Origin of the sequence: Echinicola sp. 20G (assembly GCF_015533855.1) — a bacterium.
GTDB lineage: Bacteria > Bacteroidota > Bacteroidia > Cytophagales > Cyclobacteriaceae > Echinicola.
In genome coordinates this window covers 4,303,436-4,320,239 of the sequence record NZ_AP024154.1, presented here as the reverse complement: position 1 = coordinate 4,320,239, position 16,804 = coordinate 4,303,436, and the positions used below count along the sequence as shown (strand labels likewise).

Below are 16,804 nucleotides of genomic sequence, written 5' to 3'. Positions count from 1 at the left end.
TTATAAGATATGATTAAAAAAATCATGCCATCACCTATTCATCAAACATGGCTTTGAGATCATTAAGGATGGATTCTGTTTCTTCTTTTTTGATTTCGAAAGCCTCGTCTTGTTTGCTATTGTTCTGATAATGCTTCCAGTGTTTTTCAGCCTTTTTTATGGTCCTTGGAGTAATATCAAATTCAGTGTAATCAAGGTAGTCTTTGGCCAAAAAAGAGGCTTTAAAATTCCCGAATAAATAGATTCTCAAAATGTCTACAAACTTCTCACTCAAGTCAAAACCCTCCAAAGCTTGAACAAAAGTTCCGTTCTTCATTTTATTGTTTTTGTCATGAATCACTTCCAATAATGGAGCCAGTGCTTCTTGGTTATTTTCCATAGCAGACAGTGCGCGAGCCGCTAAATAAGCACTCTCAATATCCTCTCCTTTTAATACCATCAATAGCTTGTTCAATACTTCCTCCCCTCCTATTTCAGCCAGTTCATCCGCATAGATGTAGGCTTCTTCTTCCTTCTTGTCACACATTTTATCTATCAAAAGGTCAATATTTGCTGCCATGTTTCTTCATTTTTTCGGTACTTTGACAAAGATAATTGGATAATCTGATTATCCGCTATGATGCCAGTAACCTTATATCTTTTGGTTGGATAGTAGAAAGTTTGATGTCTGAAGACCGAAACAGTTGATTGCTAAATAAAAGTGATCATATAGCTTTGCCTTTGATCTTTACTGGTGCAAGTGTGGATCTCTTACAAACCTCTTAATATTGCTCTAAATTCCCGAAGATGGAAGAGAAATTGATTAGTTCTGAGAACTGCGAAAAATTACTTTTAAAACTACATTCTTATCCATTCAATCAAGAATTTAATGTTTCAAAAAACACCGTTTATTTTTATAAAGAGAAGGAGAAGATCCTTCAGGTAAGGCTTCCAATATTTTGGAATTCACCGTTAGACATGAAGCAAAACCAAATGGAAGAAACCAATTATGTGTTGTTGATGATTCGATCGGGGATTGCTTCCATAGGCTACTTTGAAAATGGTGAAAATATAGACCATAAGGTTTTCAGGGCCTACATGGTCAGAAAGAAACAAGGTAAAAGCCAAATCAAACATTTAAAAACAAAAGGCAAATCAAGGGCTGGGTCTCGGATTCGTTTAGCTGAAACTTTGGAGTTTTTTGATGAGATTAATGAAAGACTCCAAGACTATTTTAAGGAATACAGGGTTGACAAGGTTGGATTGAATTGTGCCACGACACTTATCCCCTATCTATTTGATGCCAAGGTTACTACGCCATTTGAAAAAAATGATCCCCGGATTTTCAAGATTCCAAAGCATATTGCCAATCCTACTTATGAAAGTTTATTGGAAACCAACTCATTCTTGAAAAAGGCAACCGTTCAATATGATGAGAATTATGAAGAAATCTTCCACAATCCGAACCTAGCTACAGACGATAAATTATCCATAGATGAGGATGATGATTGGTAATTTGTCTCTTCCTACATCGGTAAAATTGCTTCCGATGAATTCATTTGAGTAGATTGATAAATTTGAGCATGTCTCCCCGCTATTTTTGTTTAAATAATTTTTTTGAGCGTAACTTATTTCAATATATCCACTTTGGTACCTGTATGTATTAATACTCAAGTTTAGATCAATCTTATTCAATACTTGATATGAAGGAAATGAGAGTATCCATTATTGCCTTATTTTTAGTTAGCTTTTGTTATCATATCTGTAACGGGCAAACCCACCATTTTTGGAGTCAAAACTATGGTAGTCAATCCATGTTACTCAATGGATCAGTAATTGGTGGTGTTTCGGATTTGGGAGCTGTTTATTATAATCCTGCCCGTTTGGCATTGATCAAAAATCCGGCTTTTGTAATCAGCGGTGATGTCTATGAACTAAATAACTATAATGTGGAAGATGCCATTGGAACAAGGGCGGATCTCAAACAATCTTCTTTTGGTGGTGCTCCAAGTCTGACTGCCGGTACAGTCAAAATTAAATCTTTGCCCAACCATTCTTTTGCCTATGCTGTCTTACTAAGAGATGATAGTAATTTTGGGTTCAATTACCACGATGAAATAACAACCGATATTATCGGAAATATTCCGGGTGACGAATTGTTTGAAGGAGAAGTCTCGGTGATCAACAGCTCAAAAGACCAATGGTTTGGTGGGAGTTGGTCCTATGCCGTTAAGGAAAATTTTAGTGTAGGCAGCTCAGTATTTGTTTCCAAAATCAATTCGAGCAAAGGTAATAAATATGAAATGAGGGCGCTGAGTAATAATGGAAGTGTAAGCATTTACGACTACAACAGAAATTACCAGTTGAACAGCTATGGGCTAATCCTTAAGTTTGGCTTAGCATATATCATGGAAAATTGGGACCTTGGTATGACCATCACCACACCACGATTGAAATTAAATGGCAAAGCAAATTACAATTATCAATTATACTTCTCCGCTCCACCTGAAGCAGATGCTACAGAAACATACGCCAACAGTTACCAAAATGATCTTGACCTAAATCTTAAAACTCCTTTGTCCATAGGTTTGGGTGCTAGTCACAATTTAAGTTCAAAAGGGGCTTTGCATCTAAGTGCAGAGTACTTTCACAAAGTGAATAATTTTGATGTATTTACAGCCAATCCTCATCCTATGCAAAGCAATCTAGACTCAACGGTGAACTTTACTTTAGAGGATGGTTATAAAAGCATATTGAACATAGGTGTAGGAACAGAGTGGTACTTAAGCGAAAAGGTAAGTGTCTATGGTGGGGTTAGTACTGATTTTAATGCTTCTCCAAAAAATACCGTAAGCTTCGTCAGTCAAAATGAAAGAGCTTCCAATTTATCCTTCGATGCCAATTATTATCATTTTGGAGCGGGAACTGTGCTTAAATTCAAAGGTGCTGAATTTACCCTTGGGGCTACTCATACCAGTGGAAAAAGTAAATTTAGTAAACCTGTTAATCTTCCAATCAATAACGGTCCATCTGATGTGATCACAGACGACTCAGGTCAATTTCAATGGAAACGATGGCAATTTATTGTTTCTGTATCTGTGCCATTCTTAAGGGACTATATGAAAAAAATAGAGGATAAACTAAAAGGCAATGAAGGAAGCAATTAGTCGATCATTACAAACTGGTTACTAAGAAATGGCGAAGTTTATAGGCTTCGCCATTTTTTTGGAGCTTTTATTTCCAATTTAGATCAACTGTACTCCTCCCAAAAATCCGAAAACTCATAAGGACTATCGTGAAGTGTCCATAATTTTCCATCCGTAAATCTGTAAGGTCCCTCTAGTTCATTCAAGGAACTTATTTCATTCTTACCTAGGTTCAATTTAATTGAATCAAAGTTCTCCTTGATTCTGAAGGCATTCACGGACTTAGGTATGACAGCTATTTCTCTTGACATTCCCCATGCCAACACTACCTGAGCTGGAGTAGCTTCATGAGCTTCAGCAATCGATTTGACGGCATCATTTTCCAATAAAATAGGTAGGTCCAATCCATCTTTACCTTTGGTCCTATAGGCTGCTCCTAATGGCGCATAAGCAGTTAGGTGAATCCCTTCATTTTTACAAAAATCCACCAAGCCTTGCTGCTGCAAAAATGGATGCATTTCTACTTGGTTCATTTCAGGTTTTACCTTTGCAGTGGAAAGCACTTCCTGAAGTTTTTTGACCTTAAAATTGGAAACACCTATATGTTTTACTTTTCCCGTTTCCAGAAGCTGTTCCATTGCTGACCAAGTTTTACCCAAAGGAATGTTGTCCAAGGAATCAAAATCAGCTTTTTCAGCAGGAAAATCCACACCATGCTTTAAAGCTAAAGGCCAATGGATAAGATACAAATCGAGGTAGTCCAATTTGAGATCATGAAGTGTCTTTTCCAAAGCAGGCAAAACATGCTCAGGCTTGTGTGAGTCATTCCATAGTTTTGACGTGATCCAAAGCTCCTCTCTACTTACCAAACCTTCTGCGAAGGCCTTTTCAAACGCATCACCGATTTCTTTTTCATTTTTATAGATGTAGGCACAATCAAAATGCCTATAGCCTATTTTAATGGCTTCCAAAACGGCCTCATAAACTTCTCCTGGTTTAGATTGCCAAGTGCCCAATCCGATAATGGGCATTTTATCACCATTGCTAAAAGATAAGGTTTTCATAATTTTTAAAGGTAGGGATTAAAACAAACAGCATAACTAAAGATATACTAACTTCACCAATTCAACGGGATTTTAAAAGGCAAAAGTTCCATAAACTTACCCTAGCTTAAATTGTCATTGAGTCCCTCTTTTAGGCCTTCATACCCACTTTCCAGATGAAGCACATTTTCAAAGCCAGCTTCACTAAGATAGGTCAAAGCTTTTTTACTCCTTGATCCCGATAAGCAAACCAAAAGCACTTTATCCATTTGCTTTAACTGATTTAATTGCGATGATAGATTTTGTAAAGGGATGTTAAGTCCTCCTCTGTTGAAACGTTTATATTCTTCTTGAGTCCTCACATCTATCAAGTAGTTTTTCCAATTTTCTTCTTCGGCAATAAAAGTAGAAGCATCAATGCTTCTATCTGATTGATCAATGGAACAATCATAATGGAGCTTTTTAAGTCTTTTGATTTCCTTATTTTCCGGGTTTAAAGGATACCCGAAAGCATGCTGACTGTTGGTCAAGGCATCAATGAGCAACAATTTACCAGAAAGAGGTTTCCCAATTCCTGTGCATATTTTTATGATTTCATTGGCTTGTAATGTTCCAACCATTCCAGGCAAAACTCCAATAACCCCCAGTTCATTGCAGTTGGGGCTGTCGAGCGGATTTGGTGCTTCGGGAAATAGGCATCTATAAGTCGGCCCTTCTTCACCGTAATTGAAGACACTTACTTGACCCTCAAAACCCAAAATAGAGCCAAACACTACTGGAATTCCAAGAATTACCGCTGCATCATTAATTAGGTAACGGGATTCAAAATTATCCGTACCATCAACTACTACATCAAAGCCTTTCATGATTTCCATAATATTAGCTGCATCAATGAAAGTGTCAAAGCATTGGAAACTAATATCAGGATTCAATTTTTTCATCTTTCTGATAGCAACCTTTGCTTTGGATTGACCAATATCTTCCATGTTGTAAAGAACTTGTCTTTGCAAATTGGACAATTCTACTTGGTCTCCATCCACTAAGCCAATCGTTCCTATACCAGCTGCCGTTAGGTATTGCAAAACAGGACAGCCCAAGCCACCAGCCCCCACTATAAGGACTTTGCTGGACTGAAGCTTTTCCTGTTTCTCTTCTCCAAATCCGGGCAATGAATAATGTCGGCTATACCTTATACTATCTTTATTCTGCATATTGCAAGGCGGGGTCCCAATCTTTCCAAACAGGTTGATAACCATTAATTATGAGCAATTTTGATATTTCATTTGGACTTCTTTCGTCTGAAATCTCAAACTGTTCCAATGACTGTTTCTCCACTGCATAACCACCAGGGTTGGTTTTGGAGCCAGCACTTACGGATGTTACCCCTAGTTTGATGGCATGATTTCTGAAATGCTGAGTTTCTCTGGTAGATAGTGACAACTCTACATCAGGATCAAACAGCCTGTAGGCACAGATAAGTTGAACCAATTCTCGATCATTCATGATAACCTTTGGTTCTTGCCCTCCTGAAAAAGGCCTCAATCTTGGAAATGAAATGGAATATTTAGTTTTCCAATACTTTTGCTTTAAGTACTTTAAGTGCATGGCCGTATAGTAACTGTCAATTCGCCAATCCTCCAACCCTATCAAACAACCTATTCCCACTTTGTGGATTCCCGCTTTGCCCAGCCTGTCCGGCGTTTCAAGTCGATAATCAAAATTAGATTTCTTCCCTTTGGGGTGGTGCGTCTTATAAGTTTCCCGATAGTAAGTTTCTTGATATACCAAAACACTATGCAAACCGCATCTGATTAATCGCTCATACTCATCTTGGTCCAAAGGTTGTACCTCAATACTAACATTGGCAAAATAGGGCTTGATTAATTTGATTGCATGCTCTAGATAATCCACCCCTACTGTTTTATTGGCCTCACCTGTGACCAGTAGAATATGGTCAAACCCCATCTCTTTTAAAGCAGCTACTTCCTTTAAAATCTCAACGTCCGAAAGTGTTTTTCGTCTTACTTTGTTGTCCAAGCTAAAGCCACAATAAGTACATATATTTTGGCATTCATTGGACAGATACATGGGTGCAAACAACTGCATATTGTTTCCAAACCTTTGCAAGGTAAGCTCCCTACTCTTTTGGGCCATGACTTCTAAATAAGGTGCCGCTGCAGGAGAAATTAAGGCCAGAAAATCATCTAAATTTCTATCTGTTTTCGATAAAGCTTTCTCAACATGGAGAGTCGAAACCCCATCCAATTTTCTTTGGATAGCTTCAGGAGTCCAATTGTCTAGTATGGATTTGAAATCATTCATAGGACAAAAACTCAGTAAGTGGACTGCTAGAATTGGCTTTCAAAGTAGGCGCTCCTGGTCCGCATTCATAAGCCAACCTCCCTGCTTCCACAGCTAATTTAAACGCTTTGGCCATTCCAACTGGATCCCCTGCTACAGCTATGGCAGTATTGACCAATACTGCATCAGCGCCGATTTCCATTGCCTGAGCGGCATGCGATGGCACACCCAATCCGGCATCTACAATCACCGGAACAGTACTTTGCTCAATGATAATCTTGAGAAAATCTAAAGTCTTAAGCCCATTATTACTTCCAATTGGTGAGCCCAATGGCATTACTGCTGATGCCCCCACTTCTTCCAGCCTTTTACACAACACTGGGTCAGCATGAATATAAGGTAAAACCACAAATCCTTTTTTAGCCAGTTCTTCAGTAGCTTTCAAGGTCTCAATTGGGTCTGGCATAAGGTACCTTGGGTCTGGATGGATCTCCAATTTGATCCAATTGGTTTCCATTGCTTCAGCAGCCAGTTGGGCAGCAAAAACTGCTTCTTTCGCTGTACGCACTCCAGAGGTATTGGGTAAAATATTGATGCGTTCATGAGCAAGATGGTCCAACATGTGATCTTGCTCATTTTTTATGTCTACCCTTCTTAAAGCTACCGTTACCAGTTCAGATTCTGAAACCTCCAAAGCTTCCTTCATTAAAGGATAACTGGGAAACTTACCTGTTCCGGTAAAGAGTCTTGATGAAAATATCTTATCTGCTATAGTCAGCATAATCGAAAGTTTTATTGATTTTTTGAATGATTTCTTCTGGCTCTTTGGTGTCATTTATTAAACCTGAAACAGCCACTCCATACAGACCGCATGATCTTAAATCCATTAAATCATTGGCTTTGATCCCACCAATACCTATGATAGGAATATCTATATTTTGAAATCTTAATTGTTCTAATATGAATTGATAGCCTTCCAAGCCCAATATAGGACTCAACTTCTTTTTGGTAGAAGTAAATTGAAAGGGCCCTAGTCCGATATAATCAACTTGGTCTTTTACAGCAAGGATGTCTTCCAAAGTATTGGCCGTTGCCCCAATAAGCAACTCGGAACCAAATCTTTCTCTAATGTCTAATACTTGTTGATCTTCTTTGCCAACATGAACACCCGCTGCACCTGATTTTTTGGCAATTTCCGGATGGTCATTAATGATCAATGTACAATCGTACTTTTCACTTATTGTTTTAGCCAAGAATGCAGTCTTCAGGATAACTGATTTGGGAAAACCTTTCATCCTAAGTTGTATCCACTTAATACCCAAATCGCATTTTCTTTCAATATCATTTAGATAATCGTCGGGATGGTTCAGATTGGGCGTGATATATTGAAATGGGCTGATTTTATTGTTGTACATCATGAATTGCCTTTTTAAAATTTAAGAACTCTTTAAATCGATCCTTTGTCGAATGATGTTTCCAAATTGCTCCTAGAACAGCCACTCCATCAAAGCCCATGTTTTTAACTTCAAGAACTTTTGACGGCAAAATCCCTCCTAAGGCGATCAACGAGAAACTCAACTTGTTCAACTTAAGCCAAGAGGTCATTGCTTCCTTTGAAAGCAGCGGTCCATAATTTCTTTTGGAAACACTATCATAAACGGGACTGAAAAAGCCATAATCCAATTTGTCATTTAGTGGATCCAATAGTTCATCCAAATGATGAAAAGACTTACTTTTCTTTAAATGCGTATTCACAATGTTCTGGTGGCTTTTGAAATGACAAAATCCAATACCCAGTTCTTCAGCCAAGGATACATTTCCATGTAAACTAATTTGCTGATGATATTGGAATGGAATATCATTAATCAACGTCTTTATTTGTTCAGGTGGCCATTCGGGTTTGCGAATATGTAATTTGGTCAATCCCTGATCTATAAATTGGATCAGGGATTTCACTTCTTCATTGACTTGTCCGGGATCGGTGATAAGGATAAATTCCATTATTCATTGAGGTAGATTTCTCCTCCTTTTTCTGAAAACTCATTTGCCTTTTGTTGCAAACCTTTTTCTATTGCTTCTATATCTCCCAATCCATTTTGGTCGGCAAAATCCCTGACATCCTGAGTGATCTTCATTGAACAGAAATTCGGGCCGCACATGCTACAGAAATGGGCTACTTTAGCTCCATCTGCTGGTAATGTCTCGTCATGAAATGATCTAGCAGTATCTGGGTCAAGGGAAAGGTTAAATTGATCTTCCCATCTGAATTCAAACCTTGCCTTGCTTAGTGCATCATCACGGTGTTGTGCACCTGGATGCCCTTTGGCCAAGTCAGCAGCATGAGCAGCAATTTTATAAGTTATCACGCCATCCTTGACATCTTTTTTATCTGGCAATCCCAAATGCTCTTTAGGAGTTACGTAGCAGAGCATGGCACAGCCATACCAACCAATCATTGCAGCTCCTATTCCTGATGTAATGTGGTCATAACCAGGAGCGATGTCCGTGGTAAGTGGACCAAGCGTATAGAAAGGTGCTTCTCCACACTCTACCAGTTGTTTGTCCATATTTTCCTTGATCATATGCATTGGAATATGCCCTGGTCCTTCAATAATGGTTTGTACATCATGTTTCCATGCTATTTTGGTCAGCTCCCCCAAAGTTTCTAACTCTGCAAATTGAGCTGCATCATTGGCATCCGCAATGGAACCTGGCCTAAGCCCGTCTCCAAGAGAAAAAGTGACGTTATAGGCTTTCATAATCTCACAAATTTCTTCAAAATGAGTATATAGGAAATTCTCTTTATGATGGGCAAGGCACCATTTAGCCATAATGGATCCTCCCCGTGACACGATACCTGTAACTCTTTTCGCCGTCAAAGGCACATACCTCAAGAGTACTCCTGCATGAATGGTGAAATAATCTACCCCTTGTTCTGCTTGTTCGATCAGCGTATCCCTGAACAATTCCCAATTCAGGTCCTCTGCTTTGCCATTTACCTTTTCCAAGGCTTGGTAAATGGGAACTGTTCCAATAGGAACGGGGCTGTTCCTTAAGATCCATTCCCGGGTTTCATGAATATTTTTTCCTGTAGAAAGGTCCATAATAGTATCTGCCCCCCATCTGCATGCCCAAACGGCTTTTTCTACTTCCTCCTCTATGCTTGAGCCAATGGCTGAATTGCCAATATTAGCATTGATCTTTACCAAAAAATTTCTACCAATAATCATTGGCTCTGCCTCAGGATGGTTGATATTCGCTGGGATAACAGCACGGCCTTCAGCTACTTCTTTCCTGACAAATTCGGGCGTAATGTAGTTTCTCGGAGTATTGGCCCCAAAGCTTTCCCCGGGATGCTGTTTGGTCAAAGCTTTCTGTTCAAGGATACGCTGATTTTCTCTGATTGCAATGTATTCCATTTCAGGCGTAATGACACCCTTTTTGGCATAATGCATTTGGCTAACATTTTTGCCTGCTTTGGCTCTCAATGGGGCATTGACCAAGTCAAATCGATACTTTTCTAAAGCAGGATTTTCCAATCTTCTTTGCCCATATTCGGAGGATAATTTTTCCAATTGGTAAACATCTCCTGTAGATTTGATCCATTCTTCTCTCAGTTTTGGCAGGCCTTTCTTTACATCAATTTCAATGTTAGGATCAGTGTATGGTCCACTGGTATCATAGACTGTTACTGGATCATTGGATTCTACCGTCTGATGCCTATCGAGGTGGGATACCGTGTCGTTCAATTTGATTTCCCTCATGGCTACCTCAATGGGGTGAATTTCCCCTTTAACATATACCTTTTTGGAATTAGGGAAAGGGTCAGTAGTAATATAGTGACTGATGTTTTCTTGGCTAAGAGATTTCATGTTTGGTTATTATTATTTGACAGATGTTAGAAAAAAGAGAGGTGAGTCGACCTTTGTTAAAAGCAACAAAGAACAATGCTGCTAACCACCTTGAGTAGCTTTAATGATAAGGATATTGTCATTTTCTTTTAATTGAAAAACATCCCATTGTGACTTGGGGATCACTTCATGATTGACAGCCACAGCTACTCCCCGACCTCCATGGATAAGGTGAGCCGCCAAAAGGCTGGATAAAGTGAGTTCCCCTTCTGAATGAACCATAGGTTCACCATTGAGGAGAATATTCATCGGAATAAAATTTAAGAATTAAGAAAACAACTTCAGGAATGAAGATAATCTGTCGGAAGGACGCTTCACTTTTCCCTTCGCCCGCATTACCGGGATCAGGTTCGGAGGGTATGTCTCAGCCCCGATGGTTTATCGGAACACCCCTAAAGTTTTTATTACGTGATGACAAAGTTATAGCTATAATGCAGATTGAAAAATGATTGAATAAAAATCTTAAAAATTTTCCCCGAGAATTCTATTGGATTGGTCTCTTCAACGATCAAAACTGCTTTAAGCAATTCTGACATTTCATCGATATCAATTAGGAACAGGTAATCAATCGGAAAAGTGGAGAAGACAAAAACATCTTTATTGTCATACCTCTTTCTATATAATACAGTAAAAATACCACTTGGTATCGAAAATTATAAAAGCATAAAAAAAGGTTGCTGATATCCTCAGCAACCTTCAATATTCATTTCAAGACCTATTAACCTTCCATCCAGTTTGGACCAATAAGCTCTTGTAGTTTTTTGTCATATTCAGAAGCTTTTGCCTCGTTTTTCAATCTTGTATGAATCTGGAACAAGATCTGCATAATTTCTGTATTTTCAGGCTTAGCTTCCAATGCCCTCTCAAAAAGCGGTACAGCTTTTTTGTAGAGATCATCGGCTTCAGCTAACATTTTATCAGACTTTTCTTCCCATTCATCATCTGGCAAGTTATTTACCTCGTTGATGATTTCTCTAGCTTTGTCTACATATACAGCAGCTGCATAATAGTTTCCTTCAAAGAAGTTAGGGTCAATTTCTGTTGTTTTAAGATACTCTTCCAATGCGCCTTCAAGATCACCAGACTGCTCTTTCAAATAGCCATATCTCAAGCGGATCGGAGCATTGTTAGGGTCTTTCTCTAAAGACTCCTTGATAGAAGCCATTGCCTCATCCATTTTTTCCAATTGAAGCAATAGTTGAATTTCAAATTCAGAAAGACCTTTATCCATAGGATACTCTTCCCTTGCTTCTTTCACCAATCTGTAAGCTTCTTCTTGATCATCCTCTTCCGTATTGGCAATTTGGATCAAGAAATAATAAGCGTTTAGTTTGTTGTAATCTGGGTTATCCAATAATAGATTAAGGTACTTTTTAGCATCATCCCAGTTTTCACTTGCATTTGCAGTATATCCAGCATTGAACACAATAGAAGTATCTGAAGGGTCAATGTCAGCTGCCAAACCAAAGAATTTGGAAGCCAAAGCCATATCATCCTCTTCATATCTAGCAATTGCTTTGTCCACTGAGGCATTTTTGATTTTGTAAACACCTTCACCTTGTAGATTATCAGGTAAACCTGCAACTACTTCTTTATATACTTCTTTACCTGTCTTGCTGGTGGAATCGTTTCCATCTAGTTCCAATGCTTTGGTAAAGGCATCAAAAGCACTTCTACCAGTTACTACAGTTGCTTCTGTATTGGATGAATCCGCAACAAACTGATTGGTTAAGATTTTTCCTTTGATTAAATATGTTTCAGGATCTGAGCCAGTTTCAGGATCTTGTGTAGCTGCTTCTATTTCAGATAAAGCAGTGGCCAACTCTCCTTTTCTAAGGCTCTTTTCCGCAGATTTAACTACCTTTTTTTGGCCAAAGGCTACCGTTGAAGCCACTCCGACCAAAGCCAATGATAAAATTAATTTTTTCATCTCTATTTGTTTATTCCTCTTTTGGTTTTTCGGTTTCGTTTGAATCATTTTGCGCTTCATCAGAAGCGTTGTCCTGGATTTCTTCCTCAATCTCTTCTTCTACATTTTCAATCTTCTCAATGGAAGAAATCTCGTCATTCTCATTCAATTTAATCAATCTGACACCTTGTGTGGCACGTCCCATTACTCTCAGGCCTGAAACAGGAGTTCTAATGATAATACCAGATTTGTTGATAATCATCAAGTCATCCGTATCTACTACTTCTTTGATAGCGACCAGACTTCCTGTTTTCTCGGTGATGTTCATGGCTTTAACGCCTTTCCCTCCTCTATTGGTGATACGATACTCGTCTACTGCGCTTCTTTTACCATAACCTTTTTCAGAAACTACCAGTAAGGTGGCGTCATCTCTGCTTACACAAATCATGCCAACCACAAAGTCGTTATCATCTGCTAAGGTAATGGCTTTTACTCCGGTAGCTGTCCTTCCCATAGGCCTTACAGCCGACTCATGGAAGTGAATGGCTCTACCTGATTTGGCTGCTATGATAATATGGGAATCACCGTGGGTAAGTTCAACATTAAGTAATTGATCATCTTCCCTGATGTTCAATGCAATAATACCATTTGAACGTGGTCTTGAGTATTGCTCCAAAGTTGTTTTTTTGATGATTCCTTGCTTAGTGGTCATCACCAAGAAATTGTTTTGGATATAATCCTCATCATTCAAATCAGAAACTTGAATGATAGAACGGATTTTATCATCACTTTCAATGTTGATCAAGTTCTGAATAGGCCTCCCTTTGGACACTTTGCTACCCTCAGGAATAGCATAGGTCTTTAACCAGAATAGCTTACCCTTATCAGTAAAAATTAACAGGTAGTTATGAGTGGAAGCAGAGAAAATATATTCGGTATAATCATCGTCTTTTGTACTTACCCCTCTAGAACCTACTCCTCCTCTACCTTGCGTTCTGTATTCTTTTAAGGCAGTTCTTTTTACATAACCTTGATGGGATACTGTAATGATCACTTCCTCATTCGGGATCATATCCTCATAGCTGAAGTCTTCCGCATTATGCTCTATGATGGTTCTTCTTTCATCAGCATATCTTTCTCTAATTTCGGAAAGTTCAGTTTTGATGATGTCCATCCTGCGTTCTTTGCTGGCAAGGATATCTTTTAGATCTTCGATCAATACCATCAACTCATCATACTCATTTTGGATTTTTTCACGCTCCATGCCGGTAAGGCGTTGAAGTCGCATATCCAAAATGGCTCTGGCCTGAATCTCAGTAAGCTCAAATTTCTCCATCAAGCCATTACGTGCTGTTTCAGGATCTCTGGAACTTCTGATCAAGTTGATTACCTCATCAAGATTATCCAAAGCTATTAAATAGCCTTGTAAGATATGAGCACGCTTTTCAGCTTCTCTTAATTCATATTCCGTCCTTCTTGTTACTACCTCATGTCGGTGGTTGACATAATGCAGGATAAGATCCTTCAGGTTTAAGGTATAAGGTCTGCCCTTTACCAAGGCAACGTTATTGATACTGAAAGAAGTCTGAAGTTGTGTTTGCTTGTATAGGTTGTTTAAGACTACATTGGCTATGGCGTCTCTCTTCAATTCATATACAATGCGCATTCCTCGACGGTCTGACTCATCTCTAATGGCCGAAATACCTTCCAATTTCTTCTCTTGAATCAATTGGGCAGTTTTTTCAATCATATTCGCCTTATTAACCAAATAAGGGATTTCATTGATAATGATCATTTCCCTACCATTGTCTTTGTTTTCAATGGTAGCTTTTCCTCTCATTACTACTCGGCCCCTACCCGTTTCAAAGGCTGACTTCACACCGTTATAGCCATAGATAATCCCTCCTGTTGGGAAATCCGGTGCAATGATGTACTTCATCAATTCTTCAACGGTAATATCATTATTGTCGATATAGGCAATAATACCATCAACAACTTCTCCAAGATTATGTGGTGCCATGTTGGTGGCCATACCTACAGCAATACCTGAAGCTCCATTAAGAAGTAATGCTGGAATCTTTGCAGGAAGAACAACTGGCTCTTTTAAGGAGTCATCAAAGTTAAGCTGAAAGTCAACTGTTTCTTTATTGATGTCAATAAGAAGTTCTTCCGCTATACGCTTTAACCTTGCTTCAGTATAACGCATGGCCGCCGCATTGTCACCATCAATGGAACCAAAGTTTCCTTGAGGATCTACCAACGGGTATCTCAATGACCAGTCCTGGGCCATCCTTACCATGGTTTCATAAACAGCACTATCACCGTGAGGGTGATACTTACCTAAAACTTCCCCAACAATTCTAGCTGATTTCTTATAAGGCTTGTTATGAAGGACGCCCAATTCTTGCATTCCAAAAAGGATTCTGCGGTGAACTGGCTTCATCCCATCTCTTACATCTGGAAGTGCTCTGGAAACAATAACCGACATCGAATAATCGATGTAGGCTCCACGCATTTCTTCTTCAATGTTAATCGGTATAATGTTCTCGTTTTCTCCTTGAGCCATATTTTATAATTCTCAATATAAGGTTGCAAGATAATAAAAAGAATAAGGTTTTAAAACACTATTTTCCCATTCAAAAGGTTTATTTAGGCCACTTTTAGTACCATTGACCCACCTTTCTGTTTTGCATGTTCCAGATTGAACTTCCTCGGTATTCTATGCCATTGTGTAAGTGCTTCATTTTCACCCCACATCCGGGGAATTTACACCTTTTTGTACCTGGTAACCTGAGGGCAACTCCTAGATTTACCGAATAGAGGTTTTGTTCTATCGTTTGCATTTCTTCCAGTGCTGCAATGTGGTAATTGAACTTTCTAAATTCAGCAGAAGGCTTTAGGAATACTTTCGTATATTCAGAAAAGTCCCTTTCAATTCTAAGCCCCAAACCATAATACGGCTCAGTAGCGGTCAAGGAATTATCATAGCTTTCTTGAATGGAAATGGAACCATACTCTCCTTCCAGTATAAACCTCCAAGGATAATCTTGCCTCATCCTAATCTTCTTTTCTGCTTGCATATAGGTATTTTGGGCGCTGTATTTTTTGTACTTCCAGTTTAATATGGCCCTTCTCCTTTGCGCATCAAAAAGCACCAATCCAACCGTTCCATATAGCTTGTCAAACACATATTTGTCATTGGTGAAATTGAACTGAAATTGGTCACTGGTAAGTGCTGACATGCTCCCAAACTCTCTTCCATATCCACCCCCAATGCTTAATATGCCAAACATATCTATTCTCACTCCAGCATTGAGGGGAATAGCTGAACTTTTGGAATCAAAAGGAATCAAGTCTCCTGACCCAATATCTGAAGTGTTGCTTTCACTGCTAATAGGTACAATGGGGTAGCTTGCGGGTGTGCTGCTTTGGAAATCCATTGTGTTAAAATGCTGTCCATAGCCCGTAGATAACTCCAAACTGATTTTGCTAATGATTCCTCTGGTGGCATTTCCAATACCACTTTCGCTCTTTCTATTCTTACTTTTTGCTTTCGTGTCTATACCAAATAGATCTTCTTGCTGAGCCTTCAAGGGGGAATTGACGCACAGTAAAGCGATGATAAAAAGAGACAGCTGGAGATATTTATCCTGTAAACATAATGTCAATAATCTTGAAATATATCGAGGAGCTAAATTCTTCATAAGAGGAGTTGGTTTTCAATTTTGTGTTAGTTGGCACACAATTTAGATAATTTCATTTACAAGTAAAGGCTTCACTGAATTTCCTACCTATATTATTAACGAATTACAGACCATAAGACACAAAAAAGCCCTCCATAATTTGGAAGGCTTCTTGAAAATATATTTGTTTCATAGCTTACTCAGCCTCTTCTTCTTCAGTACTTCTTGCACTTTTCTTTTCAGCTATCAAAGCATTTACTTTGGCTTTTACCTCTGGATCTGTTTTCATTGCGCTATTCACTTTGTTATAAGTAGCAGCTCCTAAGACCTCATCATCTTTGATCAATGAAATCATTCTTTCTTTGATCACATCCGAAAGAGAATTTTTAGTATCCATGATTTTGCTATACTCCGCTTTTTCATCTTCAGTAATTTCAATTTCTGTTAGCTTAGCATCATCTCCCCATGCATCCTTAATCTCATTGTATCGAGCCACATCAAATACTTCATTGTCTTTAATCATACTCTCCAATTCTGCTTGTTTCACTTCCATAAAGTGATTAACAGAATCCTTCATTGATGCAAATTTCTCGATTTCTTCATCAGTCACTTCTTCTGCTTCTGTGTTTTCTTGCTGTGCCATTGCTGTAGCACTAAATAAACACAACATCAAGAATGCTAATCCAAATAAACGCTTCATCTTTTTTAATCTTTTTGTTATTATCTAAACTTAACTAAATTCCAATAAAAGGGTTTAAAGCTAATTAAGCAAGTTTTCAATCTAAAAAAACATTATTTTTTTATTGGAAATAGCATTTATCCCATAATTGAT

General features: G+C 38.6%; 15 protein-coding genes and 1 riboswitch. Of the genes, 2 read left to right on the top strand and 13 right to left on the bottom strand.

Annotation, left to right across the window (positions count from 1 at the left end; all coding sequences use genetic code 11):
- Positions 1-34: 34 nt before the first annotated feature.
- The gene (locus JL001_RS17505) at positions 35-559 is read right to left on the bottom strand and encodes a HEAT repeat domain-containing protein (protein WP_200978506.1); all 525 of its coding nucleotides are present in this window, start codon (positions 557-559) and stop codon (positions 35-37) included.
- A gap of 227 nt (positions 560-786) precedes the next feature.
- Between JL001_RS17505 and JL001_RS17500 the strand changes: the two genes are divergently transcribed.
- Together JL001_RS17500 and JL001_RS17495 are read left to right on the top strand one after the other, a co-directional pair.
- Positions 787-1,494: a hypothetical protein gene (locus JL001_RS17500; protein ID WP_200978504.1), complete on the top strand. Its 708-nt coding sequence runs from the start codon at positions 787-789 to the stop codon at positions 1,492-1,494.
- Positions 1,495-1,682: 188 nt separating this feature from the next.
- Positions 1,683-3,146, top strand: a complete 1,464-nt coding sequence (locus JL001_RS17495) for an OmpP1/FadL family transporter (protein WP_200978502.1) — start codon at positions 1,683-1,685, stop codon at positions 3,144-3,146.
- A gap of 83 nt (positions 3,147-3,229) precedes the next feature.
- On the opposite strand, the gene JL001_RS17490 is transcribed toward JL001_RS17495, so the two are convergent.
- From JL001_RS17490 to JL001_RS17435, 12 genes are all read right to left on the bottom strand, one after another.
- Positions 3,230-4,189: an aldo/keto reductase gene (locus JL001_RS17490; RefSeq protein ID WP_200978494.1), complete on the bottom strand. Its 960-nt coding sequence runs from the start codon at positions 4,187-4,189 to the stop codon at positions 3,230-3,232.
- Between the two features lie 101 nt (positions 4,190-4,290).
- Positions 4,291-5,379: a HesA/MoeB/ThiF family protein gene (gene moeB / locus JL001_RS17485; protein ID WP_200978485.1), complete on the bottom strand. Its 1,089-nt coding sequence runs from the start codon at positions 5,377-5,379 to the stop codon at positions 4,291-4,293.
- Positions 5,369-6,490 carry a 2-iminoacetate synthase ThiH gene (gene thiH / locus JL001_RS17480; protein ID WP_200978483.1) on the bottom strand — a complete coding sequence of 374 codons (1,122 nt, stop codon included), beginning with the start codon at positions 6,488-6,490 and terminating at the stop codon, positions 5,369-5,371. Before thiH ends, moeB begins: the two co-directional genes overlap by 11 nt.
- Positions 6,483-7,250 (bottom strand): thiazole synthase, encoded by a 768-nt coding sequence (locus tag JL001_RS17475; protein ID WP_200978481.1) that lies wholly within the window; start codon positions 7,248-7,250, stop codon positions 6,483-6,485. Before JL001_RS17475 ends, thiH begins: the two co-directional genes overlap by 8 nt.
- Positions 7,231-7,887 (bottom strand): thiamine phosphate synthase, encoded by a 657-nt coding sequence (locus JL001_RS17470; protein WP_236252876.1) that lies wholly within the window; start codon positions 7,885-7,887, stop codon positions 7,231-7,233. Before JL001_RS17470 ends, JL001_RS17475 begins: the two co-directional genes overlap by 20 nt.
- The gene (locus tag JL001_RS17465) at positions 7,871-8,470 is read right to left on the bottom strand and encodes a thiamine phosphate synthase (protein ID WP_200978479.1); all 600 of its coding nucleotides are present in this window, start codon (positions 8,468-8,470) and stop codon (positions 7,871-7,873) included. The genes JL001_RS17470 and JL001_RS17465 overlap by 17 nt, the downstream gene beginning before the upstream one ends.
- Positions 8,470-10,341 (bottom strand): phosphomethylpyrimidine synthase ThiC, encoded by a 1,872-nt coding sequence (thiC, locus tag JL001_RS17460; protein ID WP_200978477.1) that lies wholly within the window; start codon positions 10,339-10,341, stop codon positions 8,470-8,472. The genes JL001_RS17465 and thiC overlap by 1 nt, the downstream gene beginning before the upstream one ends.
- Positions 10,342-10,422: 81 nt before the next feature.
- Complete coding sequence (thiS, locus tag JL001_RS17455) at positions 10,423-10,629, bottom strand: sulfur carrier protein ThiS (RefSeq protein ID WP_200978475.1); 207 nt, start codon at positions 10,627-10,629, stop codon at positions 10,423-10,425.
- 55 nt (positions 10,630-10,684) lie between these two features.
- A riboswitch (TPP riboswitch) is annotated at positions 10,685-10,784 on the bottom strand.
- Positions 10,785-11,098: 314 nt separating this feature from the next.
- Complete coding sequence (locus tag JL001_RS17450; RefSeq protein WP_200978473.1) at positions 11,099-12,310, bottom strand: lipopolysaccharide assembly protein LapB; 1,212 nt, start codon at positions 12,308-12,310, stop codon at positions 11,099-11,101.
- Between the two features lie 10 nt (positions 12,311-12,320).
- Positions 12,321-14,855, bottom strand: a complete 2,535-nt coding sequence (gene gyrA / locus JL001_RS17445; protein WP_200978471.1) for a DNA gyrase subunit A — start codon at positions 14,853-14,855, stop codon at positions 12,321-12,323.
- Between the two features lie 94 nt (positions 14,856-14,949).
- Positions 14,950-15,993, bottom strand: coding sequence for a hypothetical protein (locus JL001_RS17440; RefSeq protein ID WP_236252875.1), 1,044 nt, complete (start codon positions 15,991-15,993; stop codon positions 14,950-14,952).
- 175 nt (positions 15,994-16,168) lie between these two features.
- Complete coding sequence (locus JL001_RS17435) at positions 16,169-16,672, bottom strand: hypothetical protein (protein ID WP_200978469.1); 504 nt, start codon at positions 16,670-16,672, stop codon at positions 16,169-16,171.
- Positions 16,673-16,804: the final 132 nt, after the last annotated feature.

Bases quoted from the DNA above. Each gene is read 5' to 3' on its own strand.
- JL001_RS17440 (WP_236252875.1), bottom strand. From the start codon at position 15,993: ATGAAGAATTTAGCTCCTCGATATATTTCAAGATTATTGACATTATGT.
- JL001_RS17505 (WP_200978506.1), bottom strand. From the start codon at position 559: ATGGCAGCAAATATTGACCTTTTGATAGATAAAATGTGTGACAAGAAG.
- JL001_RS17500 (WP_200978504.1), top strand. From the start codon at position 787: ATGGAAGAGAAATTGATTAGTTCTGAGAACTGCGAAAAATTACTTTTA.
- JL001_RS17465 (WP_200978479.1), bottom strand. From the start codon at position 8,470: ATGGAATTTATCCTTATCACCGATCCCGGACAAGTCAATGAAGAAGTG.
- thiS (WP_200978475.1), bottom strand. From the start codon at position 10,629: ATGAATATTCTCCTCAATGGTGAACCTATGGTTCATTCAGAAGGGGAA.
- thiH (WP_200978483.1), bottom strand. From the start codon at position 6,490: ATGAATGATTTCAAATCCATACTAGACAATTGGACTCCTGAAGCTATC.
- gyrA (WP_200978471.1), bottom strand. From the start codon at position 14,855: ATGGCTCAAGGAGAAAACGAGAACATTATACCGATTAACATTGAAGAA.
- JL001_RS17490 (WP_200978494.1), bottom strand. From the start codon at position 4,189: ATGAAAACCTTATCTTTTAGCAATGGTGATAAAATGCCCATTATCGGA.
- JL001_RS17475 (WP_200978481.1), bottom strand. From the start codon at position 7,250: ATGCTGACTATAGCAGATAAGATATTTTCATCAAGACTCTTTACCGGA.
- JL001_RS17470 (WP_236252876.1), bottom strand. From the start codon at position 7,887: ATGATGTACAACAATAAAATCAGCCCATTTCAATATATCACGCCCAAT.
- JL001_RS17495 (WP_200978502.1), top strand. From the start codon at position 1,683: ATGAAGGAAATGAGAGTATCCATTATTGCCTTATTTTTAGTTAGCTTT.
- JL001_RS17435 (WP_200978469.1), bottom strand. From the start codon at position 16,672: ATGAAGCGTTTATTTGGATTAGCATTCTTGATGTTGTGTTTATTTAGT.
- moeB (WP_200978485.1), bottom strand. From the start codon at position 5,379: ATGCAGAATAAAGATAGTATAAGGTATAGCCGACATTATTCATTGCCC.
- thiC (WP_200978477.1), bottom strand. From the start codon at position 10,341: ATGAAATCTCTTAGCCAAGAAAACATCAGTCACTATATTACTACTGAC.
- JL001_RS17450 (WP_200978473.1), bottom strand. From the start codon at position 12,310: ATGAAAAAATTAATTTTATCATTGGCTTTGGTCGGAGTGGCTTCAACG.